This window comes from Labrys monachus, from assembly GCF_030814655.1.
GTDB classification, from domain to species: domain Bacteria; phylum Pseudomonadota; class Alphaproteobacteria; order Rhizobiales; family Labraceae; genus Labrys; species Labrys monacha.
Map to the genome: position 1 here is coordinate 5150374 of NZ_JAUSVK010000001.1, position 18363 is coordinate 5168736.

Consider the following 18363-nt stretch of genomic DNA (forward strand, 5'->3'; position numbering starts at 1 on the left):
GGCTGGCGGGTCGTAAGATCCCGATGCCGTCGGCCCTTGTGGATTTGCCGGGGAGCACCGAAAGCTTCATCTGGGCTCTCTCTGGATCTGTGAAGCATCATGGCCGACGCGCTCCCGGACATCCTCGCCGAACACCTCGCGGTGGTCTTCTGCGGGATCAATCCCGGAATGACCGCGGCCGCCGCGGGGCATCATTTTGCCGGCAGGAGCAACCGGTTCTGGCGCGTGATCCGCCTCGCCGGCTTCACTCCGGAGGAAATCCTTCCCGAGAACGATCGCACCATCCTGCAGCACGGATATGGGCTGACGACGGTGGTCGACCGCCCGACGGCGCGGGCGGATCAATTGTCGGCACAGGACTTCATCGCGGCTGCTGCGCATTTCGAGCAGAAGATCGCGCATTATGCGCCGCGCTACGTCGGCTTTCTCGGCAAGGCCGCCTATTCCGTATTATCCGGTCAAAGAGAGATCGGCTGGGGGCCTCAGCCGACCGCCTTCGGCGGTGCCGCCGTTTGGGTCCTGCCCAATCCCAGCGGACGAAACCGCGCCTTCTCTCTCGATCAACTGGTCGGCGCCTACCGCCAACTCTACCTGGCGGCAGCCCGGAGCCGCCTTCCGGCATAGTCTCGCGATTGCCGCCGCCGGGCATCGGGATCATGTCGACAGGTCCGCCGCCACACCCCGACCGCCCGCCGGCGTCGGTCGCGGCCATCACAGGACCTTCGTTTCTCCGCCGTCGATCCGCATCGCCGCGCCCGTAACCCATTGGCTGTCGGGCGCGAACAGGAAGGCGATGGCGTTGGCGATATCGTCGGGTTGCCCATAGCGGGCGATTCCGACCTCGGTGGCGAACCGCTCGGTCGCCGCATCGAGCGCCAGCGCGTGAGCGTCGGCATAGCCCTGCAGCATGGAGCGGCGCCGGTCCGTCATGACCGATCCCGGCAGGATCGTGTTGACCTGCACGCCATCCTTGATGCCGCGGTCCGCGAAAGCCTTTGCCAGCGCCAGGATCGCCGCATTGATGGTGCCGACGGCCGCCAGCGATGCCTTGGGCGCATAGGCAGAGGTCCCCGAGGTGATCGCGACCGAGCCGCGGGAGACCTTGAGCGCCTCCCAGGCGGCGATCGTCAGGCGCCGCGCCGAATGGAACTTCAAGGCCAGGCCATCGTCCCATTGCTCGTCGGTCAGCTCGAACAGGTCGAGCTGCGGCACGGCGCCGGCAATGCAGGCCAGCGCATCGATGCGGCCGAACCGGTCGAGCGTGGCCCGGACGACCGCCTCGCCGGCCTCCGGCTCGCGCAGGTCCCGTGCGAGGACCAAAGGCTCCGCTCCCACCGCTCGTACCGCGTCGGCGGTTACAGCCAGCGCTTCTGCGCTGCGTGCCACCACCACCACGGCACCGAAGTCTCGGGCCAGGCGGATGGCCGTTGCGCGTCCGATCCCTCGGCTCGCGCCCGTGACGATGGCGACGCGGCTCATGACCGGCGCGCCTCGGCAACGGCCCGCGTATCGATATACTGGCGGAAGCGGGCGATCTTGCCGTCCCCGACAGTCCAGACGTGAGCATAGCGGGCGTCGGCTTTCTTGCCCGTCATGGCATGGACGCCGGTGAACTCGCCGAGCGACACCACGGTGTCGCCTTCGGTGATGAACTCCGTCGGGACGAAAGCGAAGCTCGACCACTCCGCCATCAGCGGCTTGAACAGGTCCTCAGCCACGCGCTCGGGGCCGCGGCCGTTGACCTGATAGTGCCACATCGTGATCCACTCGATGTCGGGCGCCATCAGGCCCAAGGCTCCGCGAGCGTCGCCGGACGCGAGCTTGTCGTAGAAGCTGCGAATGATTTCGGTGGGCGTGTTCATTGTCGGTCTCCTTCAGGGGTGATGGCGGGCGGGCGACCGCCCGGGGCAAACAGAGAAATCCGGGCGCCGCCGGCGCCCGGACAGGGCATCAGCCGATATGCCTGGCGAGAAACGCGCGCATCGCCGCGCCGATCTCGTGCGCATGGGTCTCCAGCGCGAAGTGGCCGCTCTCGACGAAACGGATTTCGGCCGAGGGCACGTCCCGCTTGAACGCCTCCGCGCCGGGCGGAATGAAGAACGGGTCGTTCTTGCCCCACATGGCCAGGACAGGCGGCTGATGCCGGCGCAGATAGGCCTGGATCGTGTCGTAGAGCGCGACATTCGATTGGTAGTCGAGCAGGAGGTCGAGCTGGATCTCGTCATTGCCCGGCCGCGCCAGATAGAAGTCGTCGAGATTGCGCCCGTCGGGCGAGACCAGGCTGGGATCGGCGACGCCATGCGTGTACTGGAACAGCGTCGTCTGCGGCGTCAGGAAGCCGCGCAGCGCGTCGCGATTGGCCTGCGTCGGCGCCTTCCAGTAGGCCTGAACCGGCGCGAAGGCATCCGAGACGCCCTCAAGATAGGTGTTGCCGTTCTGGGTGACGATGGCGCTGATCCACTCGGGATGCTTCACTGCCAGGCGGAAGCCGACCGGCGCGCCATAGTCGAAGACGTAGAGCGCAAACTTGCCGAGGCAGAGGACTTCGGTGAAACGGCCGACCACGTTGGCGATGTTCTCGAAGGTGTAGGCGAACCGGTCCCGCGCCGGCTGCTCGGTCATGCCGAAGCCCGGAAGGTCGGGCGCCACCACATGGTAGCGGTCGGCCAGCTGCGGGATCAGGTCGCGGAACATATGGCTTGCGCTGGGGAAGCCGTGAAGCAGAAGCACGACGGGTCGCGCGGGATCACCGGCCTCGCGGTAGAAGACTTCGAGGCCGTCGACATCGGCGGTCTTGAAATGAACGGACATGGCAGGTCTCCTGGGTTGAGGGCGTGGGAAAGGGTTCGCCGACGCGCGCAGACGCGCCTTCGTTGCTGTGCTTGAACTGCAGCGGATCAGGCGGCTCTGCGGGCGCTTATGCGCGGGAAGTCGATGTCGGTCTTCAGCGCTTCGTTGATGATGTTTGCGAATACATTGATGGCGACGGTGGCGATGACCTCGACGATATCCGCGTCGGAGTAGCCGGCTCGCTTCATCGCCTCGACGTCCGCTTCGCCGACCTGCCCCCGTTCGCGGGCGAGCCTTGCGGCGAAGCGGACCGCCGCATCCGCCTTGATGTCATTCGACGCGCCATTCCGATTGGCCGTGATCTCCGCGTCATCGAGTATCGCGGCCTTGCGGACGCGGTAGGTCTGCGCCGACAGGCAATAGTCGCTGCCGTTCGCCTCGGCGACGGCCAGCGCGACGCGCTCGCGGGTAAGCCGGTCCACGCCGCCCTTGTCGAGCGCATTGCAGAAGCCGAGAAAGGCCTCCAGCGCCGCAGGGCTGTTCGCGATGATGCGGTACATGTTCGGCACGGCGCCGAGCCGGCTCCTCACGCCGGCGAGCAGCGCCTGCGATTCGGCAGATACGTGCTCGACGGCGGGGACCGGAATTCGTGACATGGGCCTTCGCTCCTGGTCGGCTGAGCCGCGATCGGCTGCTGCACAAAGGGATATTGCCTTCCGCAAAGCGGCAGTAGGCGTTATCGCTGGAAGTCAGACTTCCATAATATGAGAGGCGGGATGGATCGGTTTGAGGCGATGCGCACGCTGGTGGCCGCGGTCGACGGCGGCAGCCTCTCCGCCGCGTCGCGAACCTTGGCGGTGCCGCTGCCGACGGTGAGCCGCCGGGTGTCCGACCTCGAAGCCCATCTGGGATCGCAATTGGTGGTGCGCACCAGCCGCAGGCTCCTGCTGACCGAAGCCGGCGCGGCTTTCGTCGCATCGTCGCGTCGCGTGCTGGAGGAACTGGCCGAGGCGGAGCGGGCGGCGTCGGGAGAATATCGCGCGCCGCGTGGCGAAGTCCTGGTTACGGCGCCAATCGCGTTCGGCGTGCTGAACGTGGCGCCGGTCGTTCACGACTTCCTTGCGGCCTATCCGGAGGTCACCGTGCGGCTCGTCCTGTCCGACGGGGTCATCGATCTCATCGAGAACCACATCGACGTCGCGGTGAGGATTGGACGGTTGCCGGACAGCGCTTTGCTCGCGCGGCGTGTCGGCGAGGTCCGATGGGTGGTATGCGCCAGCTCGGACTATCTCCGCCGGCGGGGCGAGCCGCGGGCGCTCGCCGACCTCCAAGGTCATGACTTCATCGCGCTCGAAGGGCTGCAACGCTATCGCGACTGGAGTTTTGCGAGCGAAGGGACAATCCACCAGCTCGCGGTCACCCCCCGCTTTTCGGTCAACACGGCGGAAGGGGTGATCGGCGGGGCCGTGGCCGGTCTCGGAATCGCGCGTGTGATGTCGTATCAGGCAGCGGCAGGCATCCGCGATGGAACGCTGGTGCCCCTCTTATCCGACTGGGCGCCGCCGCCCTTTCCCGTGCACCTCGTGCATGCCGCACAGCAGCAGCAGCCGCTGAAGCTGCGCGCCTTCCTGGATTTCGTCGCGCCACGGCTCCAGGAGAGACTGCGCATCATCGCGGAGCAGACGCCGCATGCCAATGCTGTACGGCGATCCTGAACGCTGTCTCGATACGGGAAGGTCCAACACCCTGGAGCAGCAAGAGGGGCGGCCGATCAGACAGCACCCAAACGAGCCCCAAACGCAAAAACGGCCCCGAAGGACCGTTTTTTGGCTTCAACCCCTCTTTCGAAGGATTGGAGCGGGAGAAGGGATTCGAACCCTCGACCCCAACCTTGGCAAGGTTGTGCTCTACCCCTGAGCTACTCCCGCATCACATCGTCCGATGCGTGTCGGCAGCGCCGACGGCCGCTCCTATGCCAAACGCAGCCGCGGATTGCAACAGGCAAATGGCAGAAATTTTACGGGACGGCCTTTCATCCCCGTCGCTGTTTGCAATCGTTGGGTGACGCGGCAGCGGTTTCGTGGCAAAAGCGCGCCAAATCTCCATGCTGCCGGCGCGTTTCGGCTTTTAGAACGGTTTCGCCTTGAACGACCTTTCCCATGCCTCCACGTCCAGCCCCCTCGCACGCGAGGTGGAGCGCCGGCGCACCTTCGCCATCATCTCCCATCCGGATGCGGGCAAGACGACACTGACGGAGAAGCTGCTGCTGTTCGGCGGCGCGATCCAGCTCGCCGGCCAGGTCAAGGCCAAGGCGGACCGGCGCAACACGCGTTCGGACTGGATGTCGATCGAGCGCGAGCGCGGCATTTCGGTCGTCACCTCGGTGATGACGTTCGAATATCAGGGCCTCGTCTTCAACCTGCTCGACACGCCGGGCCATGAGGACTTCTCCGAGGACACCTACCGCACGCTGACGGCCGTCGATTCGGCCGTCATGGTGATCGACGCCGCCAAGGGCATCGAGGCGCGGACGCGCAAGCTGTTCGAGGTCTGCCGCCTGCGGGACATTCCGATCGTCACCTTCATCAACAAGATGGACCGCGAGGGCCGCGACCCCTTCGATCTCCTCGACGAGATCGAGAAGACCCTGGCGCTCTCCACCGTGCCGATGACCTGGCCGCTCGGGCGCGGGCGCGATTTCGCCGGCACCTATGATCTGCAGGCCGGCCATGTCCGCCTGCTCGACCGCGACACCGCGCCGATTCCGGTCACGGCCGGCGACAGCGCCGCGCTCGCCGCCGCGGTGCCCTCGATCGATGCCGATACGGCGGCGGAGGAGATCGCGCTGGTGCGCGAGGCCTGCGGCGAATTCGATCTCGCCGCCTTCCGCGAAGGCCATATGACGCCGGTGTTCTTCGGCTCGGCGATCAAGAATTTCGGCGTCGGCGACCTGCTGAAGGGGCTGGGCGACTATGCTCCGCCGCCGCGCGACCAGGCCGCAGCCACCCGCATGGTGGCCGCGACCGAGGACAACCTCTCCGCCTTCGTCTTCAAGATCCAGGCGAACATGGATCCCAACCACCGCGACCGCATCGCCTTCGTGCGCCTGTGCTCGGGCAAGCTGACGCGCGGCATGAAGGTGAAGCAGGTGCGGACGGGCAAGTCGATGAGCCTGAACGCCCCGCAATTCTTCTTCGCGCAGGACCGCGCGCTGGCCGAGGAAGCCTATGCCGGCGACGTCGTCGGCATTCCCAACCACGGCGCGCTGCGCATCGGCGACACGCTGACCGAGCGCGAGGACATCGCCTTCCTCGGCGTGCCCAGCTTCGCGCCGGAAATCCTGCGCCGCGTGCGCCTGCCCGACGCGATGAAGGCCAAGAAGCTCAGGGATGCGCTGCAGGACCTGGCGGAGGAAGGCGTGGTGCAGGTGTTCCGGCCGCGCGACGGCTCGCCGGCGCTGGTCGGCGTCGTCGGCGCGCTGCAGCTCGACGTGCTGCAGAACCGGCTCGAGGCCGAATATGGCCTGGAGATCCGCTTCGAGCCTTCGGAATTCGCGTTGGCACGCTGGATTTCGGCGCCGACCAAGCAGGAACTCGAGAGCTTCGTGACCTCGCACAGCTTCTCGATCGCCGAGGATCTCGACGGCGATCCCGTGTTCATGGCGAAATCGGCCTTCGACCTGCGCTACCAGGGCGAGCGCTCGCCGGCGATCGTCTTCGCCGACATCAAGGATGTGAAGAAGCCGAAATAGGCCCGGTCCGTCCTATATCGGCAGTTCGACGCGGACCCGGCCGGTCTTGCCGGACTGGATGATCTCGAACCCGACGTCGACGGCCTGGACCTGATTGGTCGTTGTCATTTCCGGTTCGATGTCCTGCACCGTGATTCCCGGCACGCAGCGCAGGATCGCGTCTCGCGCCGCCTCGATCACCTCGCTGCGGTCAAAGCCGGAACGCGAGCGGCTGCGGCCATCGGCCACTTCGAGAATGGGAAAACCGTAGTCGGGCTCGGACTCTTTTTCGCCCGGGCGCGTCAGCAGGAGGACGCGGATGGCCTCGTCGGCTGCAGGAATATCCTCGATAATCGCGGCGTCGGGCTGGGTCGGATCGATATCCTTCAAGGCAACTTCCCTCCGCGGACGGGGTCGACACGCCGCGGCGCGACTCTCGCCGTTCTCGCCTCCCGCCGCAAGGGGGCTATCGCGCTGAGCTGCGCGATAGCGATCGGCCGACGACAGGCATGAAAGGCCCGCCGCGGCTGCGGGTCAGACCGTCTCGGGGGTGAGGGCCGGATAGTCCGTGTAGCCTTCCGTGCCCTTGGCGTAGAAGGTGGCGGCGTTCCAGGCGTTAAGTTCGGCCCTCTCGGCGAAGCGCCGCGGCAGGTCCGGATTGGCGATGAAGAGCTTGCCGAAGGCAACGGCGTCCGCCCCGCCGCTTTCCACCAGCTGCTCGGCGCTTTCGAGGGTGAACTTCTCGTTGGCGATGAACGCGCCGCCGAACGCCTTGCGGATCAGGGGGGAAATCGCCGGCTTGTCGGTCGATTCGCGGGTGCAGATGAAGGCGAGCTTGCGGGCGTCCAGCTCCCTCGCCACATAGGTGAACAGGGCCGGCGCATCCGAATCGCCCATGCTATGGCTATCGCCGCGCGGCGCCAGATGCATGCCGACGCGGTCGGCGCCCCAGACCGACACCACCGCGTCTGTCGCTTCCATCATCAGGCGGGCGCGATTCTCGATCGAGCCGCCATAGTCGTCGGTGCGCCGGTTGGTCGAGTCCTGCAGGAACTGGTCGAGCAGATAGCCGTTGGCGCCGTGCAGCTCGACGCCGTCGAAGCCGGCCTCCAGCGCGTTGGCGGCGCCGAGGCGATAGGCCTCGACGATGCCGGGAAGTTCCTCGCGGTCGAGCGCCCGCGGCGTCACATAGGGCTTCTCCGGCCGGATGAGGCTGACATGGCCGGCGGCCGCGATGGCGCTCGGCGCCACCGGCAGCGCCCCGCCGAGATAGACCGGGTCGGAAATGCGGCCGACATGCCACAGCTGCAGCGCGATGCGGCCGCCGGCGTCGTGAACGGCCCGGGTGATGGCCTTCCAGCCCTCGACCTGCTCCCTGGACCAGATGCCGGGCGTGTCGGGATAGCCGACGCCCATCGGCGTCACGGAGGTCGCCTCGGTGATGATGAGGCCGGCGGAGGCACGCTGTACGTAATAGTCGCGCATCAGTGCGTTGGGGACGCGTCCTTCGCTGGCGCGCGTGCGCGTCAGCGGGGCCATGATGATACGGTTGGGAAGATCGAGCGCACCGATCCGGATCGGATCCTGCAGGGTCGGCATCGGAAAAACCTCATCTTTGTTCAATCGATCGGAGTTCGCGCCACGGCATCGTTTGCCATTCCGCCACATTTGCGGTTCTGATGCCCTGACACTCAATTCTCAAAGTTCGATGGAAATCGAATATAGGCAAGCGGGCGCATGAAGCAACACCCTCACCCCGACGTGAAGGAGATCCACCTGATCGGCGTGCTCGCCGCCCTGGGCGATCCCGTGCGTCTCAATATCGTCGCCACCCTGATCCGGGAAGGCGAGAAGGGGTCGACCGAATTCGACTGCAACATCGCCAATTCGACCTTGAGCCATCACATCAAGCAATTGCGGGAAGCCGGCCTCGTCGTCCACCGCAAGGAGGGCACGCGCTGCTTCGTGGCGCTGCGCCCGGAAATCGAGGAGAAATTCCCGGGATTGCTGCAATCCGTCCTGCAATTCGCGGAGTAGCACCCCGGTCACGCCGCGAACCGCGCCCGATAGGCCGCCGGGCTGACACCGACCCGCCGCCGGAAATGATGCCGCATCGTCTCCACGGTGCCGAAGCCGCAGGCCAAGGCGATATCCGCCACCGTCGCGCCGCCGTTCCGCTCCAGCTGCTCGCGCGCCAGGCCGACGCGTTCGGCCACCAGCCATTCGCCGGGCGGCAGTCCGGTCGCCTCCTCGAAGCGGCGCTGCAAGGTCCTGGCGCTCATGCCGGAGCGGGCGGCGATCGTCTCGATGCTGTGCGGGGCGGCGAGATTGGCCCGCAGCCAGTCGATCAGCGGCCCGAGGCGCGTCCCTGCCCGCTCGCGCGGCATCGGCCGTTCGATGAACTGGGCCTGGCCGCCCTCCCGGTGCGGCGGCACCACCAGGCGCCTGGCCACCGAATTGGCGGCGTCGGGGCCGAAGTCCCGCCTGACCACATGCAGGCACAGATCGATCCCGGCGGCGCTGCCGGCCGCCGTCAGCACATCCCCCTCGTCGACATAGAGCCGCGCCGGATCGAGGTCTATCGCCGGATAGCGGGCACGGATCGCCTCGGCATAGCGCCAATGGGTGGTCGCCCGCCGGCCGTCGAGAAACCCCGCCGCCGCCAGGACGGCGATGCCGGAGCACAGCGACAGGATGCGGGCACCGCTGGCATGCGCCTGCCGCAGAGCCGCGACCAGGTCGGGCGGCACCGGCGCATCGATGCCGCGCCAGCCCGGCGCGACGATCAGGTCCGCCCCGGCCAGCCTGTCGAGGCCGGCATCGACCACCACCGTCAGTCCGCCGGCGGCATGCAGCGGCCCGGCTTCGATCGCGCAGGCGACGTAGCCGTACCAGCCCGGCCCCATCTCGGGGCGCGGCAGGCCGAAAACCTCATAGGCCACCCCGAACTCGAAAGTGCAGAGCCCGTCATAGGCGAGGACCGCAACGAGCGGGCCGGTCGTGGAAGCGGTGTCTGGCATGATCTTGACGGAGATTGGCATTCCCGCCACTTCCGCGCAAGGGGCGCGTCGGCATAGTGGCACCCGTCCGGAAGCGCCGCGATATCCGCGGACGCCGCAGCCCCATGGGAGAGAGCCATGCCGAGTGCCGTCGCCGAGTTCGAAGCCGCACCGCCCGAGGAGGTCGCGGCCCATTACGCCCGCCGCCTCGCCTTCGAGACCGATTGCGCCGACGTGCACGGAGCGCTGCGCGGCGCTGCCGACGATTTCGTGCTGCTCGACGTGCGCGGGCCGAAGCTCTACGAGAGGGGGCATGTCCCCGGCGCGATCAACCTGCCTCACGGCAAGATGACGGCCTCGAAGATGGAAAACTGGCCGCAGGACACGCTCTTCGTCGTCTATTGCGCCGGCCCGCATTGCAACGGCACCGACAGGGCGGCTTTGCGGCTCGCCCGTCTCGGGCGCCGCGTCAAGGTGATGATCGGCGGCATGACGGGCTGGGCCGATGAGGGGTTCCCCCTTATGGTGGGGCCGGCGGCGGGAAGCCTGGCGCCGCCGGATCCGGGACACTCGCCATGAATGCCATCAATGTCATCGCGCCCTATCGCTATCTCGGCATGTGGGTCTTCGACGATCCCAAGGTGGGGCTGGTGCAGGAGCCCTTCGTCGGCGGCGCCGATCTCCTGATCGACCAGGCGGTCGCCGCGCTGCCGGACGCCGCAGCGGGCTTCATCATGGTTTTCTCGGGGGCGCCCTTTCCCGGCAGCCGTTTCCACCTGAAATGGCAGCGGGAGGACGGCTCGGGAAACATCTATCTTTCCTCCGAATTCGGCAGCGAGGGCTGGCTTTGTCCGGCCCTGCTGCGCTATTTCGAGCGCCCGCCGATGGACATTCACATCCAGGTCAAGGCCAGGGACGGCGCCACGGCCGCGGCATGAGTGCGTCGGGCCGTCGACGCACAGCCGGTAGCCGCAGACTTCCTCAAATCTTCTCGTTGCGGCGCATGCGGCTTTCGAGCCGGCGCACGAGCAGCGTCAGGCCGATGGTCATAACGAGATAGAGGAAGGCGACGACCGTATAGGTCTGGAAGAACAGGAAGGTCGAGGCCGTGAAGGTCTTGCCGTTCTGCGTGATGTCGGCGATGCCGAGCACGGAGACGAGCGAGGAATCCTTGAGCATCGAGACGAGGTCGTTGCCGAGCGGCGGCGTCATCGTCTTGAAGGCCTGCGGCAGCACGACGAGGCTCAGCGTCTTGAAGCGCGACAGGCCGAGGGCCTGCGCCGCCTCCCACTGCCCGATCGGCACCGAGAGGATGCCGCCGCGCACGATCTCGGCGATGAAGGCCGAATAGGCCAGCGTCAGCGCGAAGATCGCCCGCCATTCGAAGCTGAAGTCGCGGATGGTGATCGCCGGCAGCAGGCCGGCCGCGACCGCCCCGCCGAACGCGGCCGAATAGAAGTCGATCAGCGCCGGCCCGATGGCGAAGGCGATGTAATAGAGCAGCACGATCATCGGCACGCCCCGCATCACCTCGACATAGGCGCGGATCGCCTCGGCGAGCCAGCGCAGCCGCGAGACGAGGCCGAGGGCGATCGCGGTGCCGAGCAGAAGCGCCGCGGCGAAGGCGATCACCGTCACGCGGACGGTGACGAACAGCCCGCGTCCGACCACGACGAAGATGGCGCGGTATTGCTCGTCCCACAGGCCGAGCAGAGCGAGGAGGAAACCGAGCGTGCCGAGGATGACCAGCCACCATGGCAGGCGCGACAGGACGGATGGCGGCGGCGGCGACGGCATGGTCAGGACGTGGAAGCTCCCGGGCGGATTGGAGGGCGTGTCTGCGGGCACAGGCACGAGAATGAGCGGAAGAATGCGATCTTGTGTGGCCCGGGCCTGTCCCGGGCATCCAGCTTCCCGTCAGTACCCGCGATGGCGGTCTGCCTGGCTCGCCGGGGGCAGGCCCGGCAAGACGCGTCGAACCGTCATGGCCCTGCGCCCGTTCAGTGCGCGGCCCTGTAGTCGTAGAACCATTTCTTGTCGAGCGCCTTCAGCGTACCGTCGGCCTTCATCGCCGCCAGCGCGGCGTCGACGGGAGCGAGCAGGTCCGATCCCTTCTTCAGGATGAAGCCGAACTCGTCATGGCCGAGGCCGTTGCCGATGATCTTGAACCTGTCCGGCGAGGCGGCGATATTGCCCTCGGCGCCGGCCTTGTCCATCAGCACCGTGTCGACGTCACCCACCTTGAGCGCCTGGACCGAGGCGCCGAAGGTCTCGAACAGCCTCAGGCGCGGGCTCTTGTCGTCGCCGCCGAGCAGGTCCGACACCGAGACGAAATAATTGGTGGTCCCCGCTTGCGCGCCGACGAAGAGCTTGGGGTCGGCGGCAAAGCTCTTGGCATCGGTGAAGCGGTTCTCGTTGGCGCGCACCAGCATGAACTGCTCGGACACCATGTAGGGATCGGAAAAATCGACCTGCTTCTTGCGTTCGTCGGTGATGGAGATGCCGTCCATGCCGATATCGAACTGCCCGGCCTGCACCGCCTGGATCATGGCGTCCCAGGAGGAGGTCTTCCATTCGACCTTGGCGTCGAGCCGCCTGGCGATCTCGTTCATCGCGTCATATTCCCAGCCGATGCCCTCGCCGGTCTTGGGATCGGTGAAGTTGAGCGGGAAATAGGCGTTCTCGGTGACGGCGACGATGGTGCGTCCCTTGAGGTCCGGCAGGGGGTCGGCGCCCGCCGTTCCGCAAAGCGAGAGGCCGAAGGCGAGGACGGCGGCACCGAGTCCGAGGAACTGGCGGCGAAACATCGGGAAGCTCCGTGGCGGATGGAAGAGGCCCGACATTGCCATGCGTGCCGGCCGGCGAACAGGCAAAAAAGGCCGGTCGCGAGACCGGCCTCCCAGAAAATCTCACCCCTTCGGGAAAACCTATTTGCCGGCGATCCGGGTCGCCAGCAGGGCGACCGTCTTGCGATAGAGCTCGCTGTTGTTCCAGGCCTGCAGCACGGTGAAATTGGGCTCGCCCTGCTCCCAGCCGGCGCCGCGCTGCCAGCCCGCCGCCTGCAGCAGGCGGGCGATGGAGGCGATGACGTCCGGCGCGCTCCTGAGCAGGTCCTTGCGGCCGTCGCCGTCAAAATCCACGGCATATTTCAGGTAGTTGGACGGCATGAACTGGGCCTGGCCGAGTTCGCCCGCCCAGGCCCCGTGCATTTCCGAGGCCGGAATGTCGCCCTGGTCGACGATGCGCAGCGCGTCGATCAGTTCGGGATGGAATTTCTCCGGACGCCGGCAGTCATAGGAGAGCGTCGCCAGAGAACGGATCGTCTGGAAATTGCCGATATTGGCACCGAAATCGGTCTCCAGCCCCCAGAGGGAGGCGATCACCGGCGCCTGGACGCCGGTATCGGCCTCCACCTTGCTGAACACCGCCTGGTATTTCTTGATCAGCGCCCGGCCGCGATTGATGCGGAAAGTGTTGACCATGCGGCCCGAGAACTCCTCGAAGCTCTGCTTGAACACCTTCTGGCCGCGGTCATGCGAGATGGTGTTCTGGTCGTAGGTGATGCCGTCGAGCGCCGCCAATCCCTTCGAGCCGATACCATCGGCAGCCGCTTCCTTCCTGATGCCGTCGAGCCAGGCCGGAAAGCCGGACGGGTCTTTGCAGGACTGGGCCAGGGCCGGCGCAGCGGCGAACATCATCAGGGCGGCGAGAAGGGGGGCGGTGCGCATGGAGGGTTCTCGAAGGGGAGGATGGCCACACTAGGCAAAGAAGAGTGCGCAAAATGTGGCGGCGGCGTTTCGGGCGAAGACTTCACGGGGGGAACTGCGGCTGTATTGCTGCAAACGTGTTGAGAAACAAGCGGAATCGAGGGCAAATCGGACCGCGTATTGTTGCCCCGGAAAATCTGTGCCAGGGATGCGCCCCGCAAGGTGAGGACGCATGCGGTATCGTTCGGTTCTGTGCATGGGCGGATGCGTGGTCGACCGCATCGGCGAAACGACGGAGGCTCGCGAGCGCCTGCATACGTCGAATATCGGCCGCATGCGCAGCGGCATCGGCGGCGTCGCCCGCAATGTGGCGGAGAATCTCGCCCGGCTCGGCGTCCCCGTCGGCCTGGTGTCAGCGGTGGGCGAGGATGCGGACGGGCGGCGGGCCGTCGCGGCGAGCCGGGCGGCGGGCATCGACACGCAGGGCGTCGTCGTCATGACGGGCGCTGCGACGGCATCCTACACCGCCATCTTCAACGGCGCCGGCGAACTCGTGATCGGTCTCGCCGACATGGCGATCTTCGACGCCATCGCCCCTTCCGCGGCCGAGGCCGCGCTCGCGGCCGCATCGGACGACACGCTCCTCTTCGTCGACGCCAACCTGCCGGCCGCCACGCTCGAAGCCGTCGCGAGGGCCAAGCGGGGCCGCATGCTCGCGGCGGTGCCGGTCTCCCGCCAGAAGCTCGCGCGGTTCGCGGCGATCCTGCCGGACCTCGACATCCTCTTCCTCAACCGCTACGAGGCGGCGACGCTGCTCGGCCGGGAGGGCGGCGAGCCAGCGACGCTCGCGCAGGGCCTCGCCGCCGGGCCGGTGAAGAAGGGCCTGCTCACGCTCGGCCCGGACGGCGCGCTGGCATGGGAGGAGGACCGCGTGACGCAGATCCCCGCTTTGCCGTCGCGCCCCGTCAACGTCAACGGGGCGGGCGACGCCCTGGCGGCCGGCACGCTGGCGCGCCTGGCGGCCGGCGACGATTTCATCGCCGCGGCGTCACGGGCGATGGCCGCCGCCGCTCTCACGGTGGAAGCCATGGAAACCGTGCGCCGGGACTTGAGCATGGAGGCCATGCTGGCCCGCTTCGACCTTTCCCTCCGAACCGAAACGATATCCCGATGATCCCTGTCACCCATTCTCCGGCCGTCGCGGCCGCCCTGAAGGCCGGAAGGCCGGTCGTCGCGCTCGAATCGACGATCATCACGCATGGCATGCCCTGGCCCCACAATGTCGAGACCGCGCGGCGCGTCGAGGCGGCGGTGCGGGCGGAAGGCGCCGAGCCCGCCACCATCGCCGTGCTGCAGGGCGTCATCCATGCCGGGCTCGAGGACGACCAGCTCGAGGCGATGGGCGCCGCATCGGGCTTCCTCAAGCTCAGCCGGGCCGATCTCGGCTATGCCGTCGCCCGGCGCATGAACGGCTCGACCACCGTCGCCGCCACGATGATCGCGGCGGACCGGGCCGGCATCCGCGTCTTCGCCACCGGCGGCATCGGGGGCGTCCATCGCGGCGCGGAGAAGACCTACGACATCTCGGCCGACCTCCACGAGCTCGCGCGCACGCCGGTCTGCGTGGTATGCGCGGGCGCCAAGGCCATTCTCGACCTGCCCAAGACCCTGGAGACGCTGGAGACGCTGGGCGTCCCCGTCGTCGGCTTCGGCACCGACGAGTTTCCCGCCTTCTGGAGCCGCAGCAGCGGCCTGCCCGCTCCGCTGCGCCTCGACGAGCCCGCCGATATCGCCGCCCTGATCCGCGCCCGGCAGGATCTGCGGCTCGACGGCGGCGTGCTGGTCGGCAACCCCATCCCGCCCGGCGACGAGATCGCGGCCGGCGAGATCAACCCGGCGATCGCAGCCGCCATCGCCGAGGCCGACGCGCTCGGGGTCTCCGGCAAGGCGCTGACGCCCTTCCTGCTCTCGCGCATGCTCGAATTGACCGAAGGGCGCAGCCTGGTGGCGAATATCGCCCTGGTGGAGAACAATGCCCGCCTCGCCGCCAGGATCGCGGCCGCGCTGTAGTCGCCGGATCCTTTTGTCCCGGCGCCATGGCGCGGTGCCGACGGGAAAGAAGAGGCGGACAGGGATGTCCGCGTTCCCGGCTATCCGCGCGGCAGGGCCGCGGGGGATGCGGCCTGGTCGTTGGCGGCGACGCGCTCCGTCCCATGCGCCGCCGCCCCCGACTGTCGGCTGGCGACCTCGCGGGCGATGTCGGCGGCGATCTGCGCCATCTCGCGGCGCAGCAGGCGATTGTCCGCCTCGATGGCGAGCCAGGAATCATGCGCCTCCTGGCGGAGCGCGGCGAGTTCGGCCTGCAGGCGGGCCCTCGTCGCCTTGAGCGCGGTGATCTCGTTGTCGACCGCACCCGACCGCGGCGCCTCCCGCTTGAGGCGGTTGAGTTCGGCGACGAGTTCAGCCTCGCGGCCGGACATGATGGCGAGCCGGGCGTCACGTTCGGCCAGCGCCGCGTCCTTCCGGCGCAGCTCGCCGGAAAGGACGGAAAGGCGCGTCTCCAGATCCGACTTCGCCATCGCGGCGGCCTCCTCCTTGCGGGTCATCGCCTGCAGCCTGTCGCCGAGCGAGGCCACCCGCGCTTCGAGGGCGGCGATCGCAGTCCCGGCGCGCTCCAGCTCGGCGGCCTGGGCGGCGAGGCGCTCTTCCCGTTCCGCGGTCTTTTCCTGCACCAGGCGCAGTTCGCGCCGATGCATCTGCGCGCTGTCCTCGGCCGCACCCAGCTTGGTGCGCAGCGCCACCAGCTCGACGCGAAGATTGTCGTTGTCCATGACGGCGGCGTTGATGTCGCGCTCGAACTCGTCCGCCATGTCTTCGCGCAGCGCGATGGTCACGCGGGCGGCAGCGAGTTCAGCCTTGAGGGAAGCGATATCCTGCTGGCCGGCGAGGACCTGCCTCTGCGCGGACGCGGCGCTCTCTTCGGCCGCCGCCAGCCGTTCGGCATCGACGCCGAGCATCGCCTCGGTCCGTCTCAGCCTCTCGCTCTGCCGGCCGTAATCGGCCATCAGCCGATGGTGCCGCTCGCGGTCGCGCTCGATCCGCTGTTCGAGCCGCCGCCGCGCAACCGCAGCCGCCGCGCGCATGTGATCCTGCGCGGCGCGGACTTCCGTCATCGACAGCGGGAGGGCCACTTCCATCTGCCGCCGGATCAGCCGGCGCGCACGCGCCCACACCGCCGGCAGCATGGCCAGAGCGGCCAGGGCTGCGAAGACCAACCCCAGGAAAAAGGCGATGGCGTAATCGAGCAACGGTCCAGACCTGCCCCTGACCAAGAGAAAGCAGACTTATCCCGGATTGCCGGCAATATTGCGACCAAATCCAAGGGGATGTCCAGCGGCGCGGCGCTGGTGCCGTCCACCGCGGGCAGCGTTTCAGAAGGGGTTCCAGGTCGCGGTCGGCGTGAATTTGAGATAGCCCAGATTGATGCCGAGCCTCGCCCCGACACCGGACTTGATCGGCACCACCATCATGTCGCCGTCGCCGAGCGCGGTGACGCCGAAGCCGCCGACGATATAGGCCGACCCGGCGACGCCGCCGAAACGGCTGAAGACGCCGTCGACACGCGAGAGATTATAGACCAGCATCATGGTGCGGGCGCCGTCGCCGCCGAAATCCCAGCCGACCGAGGGGCCCTGCCAGAAGACCTTGCGGTCGCCGACATTGCGGGTGAACAGCGTGCCCTCGCCATAGCGCAACCCGCCGATGAAGGCGCCGGACCCCTCCTGGCCGAGGATATAGCCGTTGGGCTCTCCCCAGCGGCTGACGGCTTTCTGGATCGCCAGCGCCAAATCGCGCGACACGCTGCCGAAGAAGCGGTGGCCGGAATCGATCAGCTCGTTCGACGAAATGCGCTGCGGCCTTTCCTCCTGCTGCGCAAAGGCGAGACCTGGAGCGAGGGAAGCGGCGGCGCAGATCGCAAGACCTGCCAGGGTGGCCATGGCCCTGCGACGGCGGATGGGAGCATTCATGTCGAGCCTCTCTGGCAGATGGTCCGCTACGGCAGCGATCGACCGGCTGCGGACCACGAATTACTCTTTTGTGGCCTGAATCTGACGGTTCTTCGCCGAAAGTCAGATTCGAGCCGTCGACCCTCACCCGGCCCCAATCTGTGCCGCAACAGCGTTAACAAAGTCCTTCGATTTGCCTGCGGACCGGATATCTGCCGCATCGGTGGGCCATCAGGGGCTCGCCGGCGCCCGCTGCCCCCAGGCGATGAAAGCCTCGTTGCGAAAGCCGGCTGCCGTCTTGCCATAGGCGAAGGGTGCGCCATCGGGTGCCAGCACGGCGCCCCCGGCGGCGGCGAGCACGGCGTGACCGGCCGCCACGTCCCATTCCATGGTCGGGCCGAAGCGCGGATAGACGTCGGCTTGGCCTTCGGCGAGGCGGCAGAATTTCAACGAGGATCCGGCCTCCCGGCGGTCGGCGATCCGGTAGCCGGCGAGAAACGCCTCGCTCTTCGCGTCGGGATGAGAGCGGCTGCACAAGGCCGTCAGCCCCTCGGCGGGATAGGGCCGCGTGCGGATCGGAGCCTCGTCGGCGCCGATGATGCGCCAGGCCGTCTCTCCGCCCGCATAGAGCGCGTCGACCGCCGGCGCGAAGACGCAGCCGGCAACCGGCGCCATGGCGTCGATCAATGCGATGTTGACGGTGAACTCGCCGTTGCGGTTGAGGAATTCCTTGGTGCCGTCGAGCGGATCGACCAGGATGAAGCGCGAGCCGACCTGCGGCACCATGCCCCTGGAGCAGCTCTCTTCCGCCACCACGGGGACATCCGGCAGCAGCGCCGCCAGACGGTCGAGAATGATCGCCTCGGCGATCTCGTCGGCCTCGGTCACCGGCGAGCGATCCTCCTTGAACCGCGCCGCCGTGCCGGTGGCATAGACCGCCATGATCGCTGCGCCCGCCTGCCGGGCTATGCTGGAAAATTCGCGGGCGAGGACGTCGTTCTCGTGTGGCAAGGTCGATTCTCGTTCTGCAGTGGCCGTCGGCAGGCCGTTGAGGGGCAGGTTCCAGGCGGCGCCGGTCGGCCGGCGCCGCCGAGCAAGCGCTTCACATCGAAAGCGGCAGCGTCTATCTG

Annotated in this window: 21 protein-coding genes and 1 tRNA gene; 8 read left to right on the forward strand and 14 right to left on the reverse strand. The window is 67.5% G+C overall.

Annotated features, from left to right (window positions below):
* The first annotated feature begins 99 nt into the window (after positions 1-99).
* The gene (gene mug / locus J3R73_RS23555) at positions 100-624 is read left to right on the forward strand and encodes a G/U mismatch-specific DNA glycosylase (protein ID WP_307432919.1); all 525 of its coding nucleotides are present in this window, start codon (positions 100-102) and stop codon (positions 622-624) included.
* Positions 625-711: 87 nt separating this feature from the next.
* Here the strand turns inward: mug and J3R73_RS23560 are convergent, their stop codons facing one another.
* The 4 genes from J3R73_RS23560 to J3R73_RS23575 form a co-directional block, all read right to left on the reverse strand.
* Entirely contained in the window at positions 712-1479 is a 768-nt protein-coding gene (locus tag J3R73_RS23560; protein WP_307432922.1) for an SDR family oxidoreductase, read from the reverse strand.
* Positions 1476-1862, reverse strand: a complete 387-nt coding sequence (locus J3R73_RS23565) for a nuclear transport factor 2 family protein (protein ID WP_307432925.1) — start codon at positions 1860-1862, stop codon at positions 1476-1478. Before J3R73_RS23565 ends, J3R73_RS23560 begins: the two co-directional genes overlap by 4 nt.
* Positions 1863-1950: 88 nt before the next feature.
* Positions 1951-2811: an alpha/beta fold hydrolase gene (locus tag J3R73_RS23570; RefSeq protein WP_307432927.1), complete on the reverse strand. Its 861-nt coding sequence runs from the start codon at positions 2809-2811 to the stop codon at positions 1951-1953.
* Between the two features lie 86 nt (positions 2812-2897).
* Positions 2898-3446 (reverse strand): carboxymuconolactone decarboxylase family protein, encoded by a 549-nt coding sequence (locus J3R73_RS23575; RefSeq protein WP_307432929.1) that lies wholly within the window; start codon positions 3444-3446, stop codon positions 2898-2900.
* A 120-nt stretch (positions 3447-3566) separates the two neighbouring features.
* On the opposite strand from J3R73_RS23575, the gene J3R73_RS23580 reads away from it, so the two are divergent.
* A complete protein-coding gene (locus tag J3R73_RS23580) occupies positions 3567-4505 on the forward strand; it encodes a LysR family transcriptional regulator (protein ID WP_307432932.1) in 939 nt (312 codons plus the stop codon).
* 138 nt (positions 4506-4643) lie between these two features.
* On the opposite strand, the gene J3R73_RS23585 is transcribed toward J3R73_RS23580, so the two are convergent.
* Positions 4644-4718, reverse strand: a tRNA-Gly gene (locus J3R73_RS23585).
* A gap of 215 nt (positions 4719-4933) precedes the next feature.
* Here J3R73_RS23585 and J3R73_RS23590 point away from each other — a divergent pair.
* A complete protein-coding gene (locus J3R73_RS23590) occupies positions 4934-6541 on the forward strand; it encodes a peptide chain release factor 3 (protein WP_307432934.1) in 1608 nt (535 codons plus the stop codon).
* A 12-nt stretch (positions 6542-6553) separates the two neighbouring features.
* Here J3R73_RS23590 and J3R73_RS23595 read toward each other — a convergent pair whose 3' ends face one another.
* Entirely contained in the window at positions 6554-6910 is a 357-nt protein-coding gene (locus J3R73_RS23595) for a GPW/gp25 family protein (RefSeq protein WP_307432937.1), read from the reverse strand.
* Between the two features lie 144 nt (positions 6911-7054).
* Entirely contained in the window at positions 7055-8119 is a 1065-nt protein-coding gene (locus J3R73_RS23600) for an alkene reductase (protein ID WP_307432941.1), read from the reverse strand.
* 138 nt (positions 8120-8257) lie between these two features.
* Here J3R73_RS23600 and J3R73_RS23605 point away from each other — a divergent pair, with 138 nt between their 5' ends.
* Positions 8258-8557, forward strand: coding sequence for an ArsR/SmtB family transcription factor (locus tag J3R73_RS23605; protein WP_307432943.1), 300 nt, complete (start codon positions 8258-8260; stop codon positions 8555-8557).
* Between the two features lie 8 nt (positions 8558-8565).
* Here the strand turns inward: J3R73_RS23605 and ftrA are convergent, their stop codons facing one another.
* Positions 8566-9561 carry a transcriptional regulator FtrA gene (gene ftrA / locus J3R73_RS23610; protein WP_307432946.1) on the reverse strand — a complete coding sequence of 332 codons (996 nt, stop codon included), beginning with the start codon at positions 9559-9561 and terminating at the stop codon, positions 8566-8568.
* A gap of 96 nt (positions 9562-9657) precedes the next feature.
* Here ftrA and J3R73_RS23615 point away from each other — a divergent pair, with 96 nt between their 5' ends.
* Both J3R73_RS23615 and J3R73_RS23620 read left to right on the forward strand, forming a co-directional pair.
* Entirely contained in the window at positions 9658-10098 is a 441-nt protein-coding gene (locus J3R73_RS23615) for a rhodanese-like domain-containing protein (RefSeq protein WP_307432949.1), read from the forward strand.
* Entirely contained in the window at positions 10095-10457 is a 363-nt protein-coding gene (locus J3R73_RS23620; RefSeq protein WP_307432953.1) for a DUF6717 family protein, read from the forward strand. Before J3R73_RS23615 ends, J3R73_RS23620 begins: the two co-directional genes overlap by 4 nt.
* A 43-nt stretch (positions 10458-10500) precedes the next feature.
* Here J3R73_RS23620 and J3R73_RS23625 read toward each other — a convergent pair whose 3' ends face one another.
* From J3R73_RS23625 to J3R73_RS23635, 3 genes are all read right to left on the reverse strand, one after another.
* On the reverse strand, positions 10501-11373 hold the full coding sequence (locus J3R73_RS23625) for an amino acid ABC transporter permease (protein WP_307432956.1): 873 nt from the start codon (positions 11371-11373) through the stop codon (positions 10501-10503).
* A 146-nt stretch (positions 11374-11519) separates the two neighbouring features.
* Positions 11520-12326 (reverse strand): transporter substrate-binding domain-containing protein, encoded by an 807-nt coding sequence (locus J3R73_RS23630; RefSeq protein WP_307432961.1) that lies wholly within the window; start codon positions 12324-12326, stop codon positions 11520-11522.
* A gap of 120 nt (positions 12327-12446) precedes the next feature.
* Entirely contained in the window at positions 12447-13247 is an 801-nt protein-coding gene (locus J3R73_RS23635; RefSeq protein ID WP_307432963.1) for a lytic murein transglycosylase, read from the reverse strand.
* Between the two features lie 211 nt (positions 13248-13458).
* Here J3R73_RS23635 and J3R73_RS23640 point away from each other — a divergent pair, with 211 nt between their 5' ends.
* Positions 13459-14400 (forward strand): PfkB family carbohydrate kinase, encoded by a 942-nt coding sequence (locus J3R73_RS23640; protein ID WP_307432967.1) that lies wholly within the window; start codon positions 13459-13461, stop codon positions 14398-14400.
* Positions 14397-15296: a pseudouridine-5'-phosphate glycosidase gene (locus J3R73_RS23645; protein WP_307432972.1), complete on the forward strand. Its 900-nt coding sequence runs from the start codon at positions 14397-14399 to the stop codon at positions 15294-15296. The genes J3R73_RS23640 and J3R73_RS23645 overlap by 4 nt, the downstream gene beginning before the upstream one ends.
* An 80-nt stretch (positions 15297-15376) precedes the next feature.
* Here the strand turns inward: J3R73_RS23645 and J3R73_RS23650 are convergent, their stop codons facing one another.
* The 3 genes from J3R73_RS23650 to cysQ form a co-directional block, all read right to left on the reverse strand.
* Positions 15377-16534, reverse strand: a complete 1158-nt coding sequence (locus tag J3R73_RS23650; RefSeq protein ID WP_307432975.1) for a coiled-coil domain-containing protein — start codon at positions 16532-16534, stop codon at positions 15377-15379.
* A gap of 123 nt (positions 16535-16657) precedes the next feature.
* Positions 16658-17254 (reverse strand): DUF1134 domain-containing protein, encoded by a 597-nt coding sequence (locus J3R73_RS23655; RefSeq protein ID WP_307432977.1) that lies wholly within the window; start codon positions 17252-17254, stop codon positions 16658-16660.
* 210 nt (positions 17255-17464) lie between these two features.
* Positions 17465-18244 (reverse strand): 3'(2'),5'-bisphosphate nucleotidase CysQ, encoded by a 780-nt coding sequence (gene cysQ / locus J3R73_RS23660; protein ID WP_307432980.1) that lies wholly within the window; start codon positions 18242-18244, stop codon positions 17465-17467.
* Between the last annotated feature and the right edge of the window lie 119 nt (positions 18245-18363).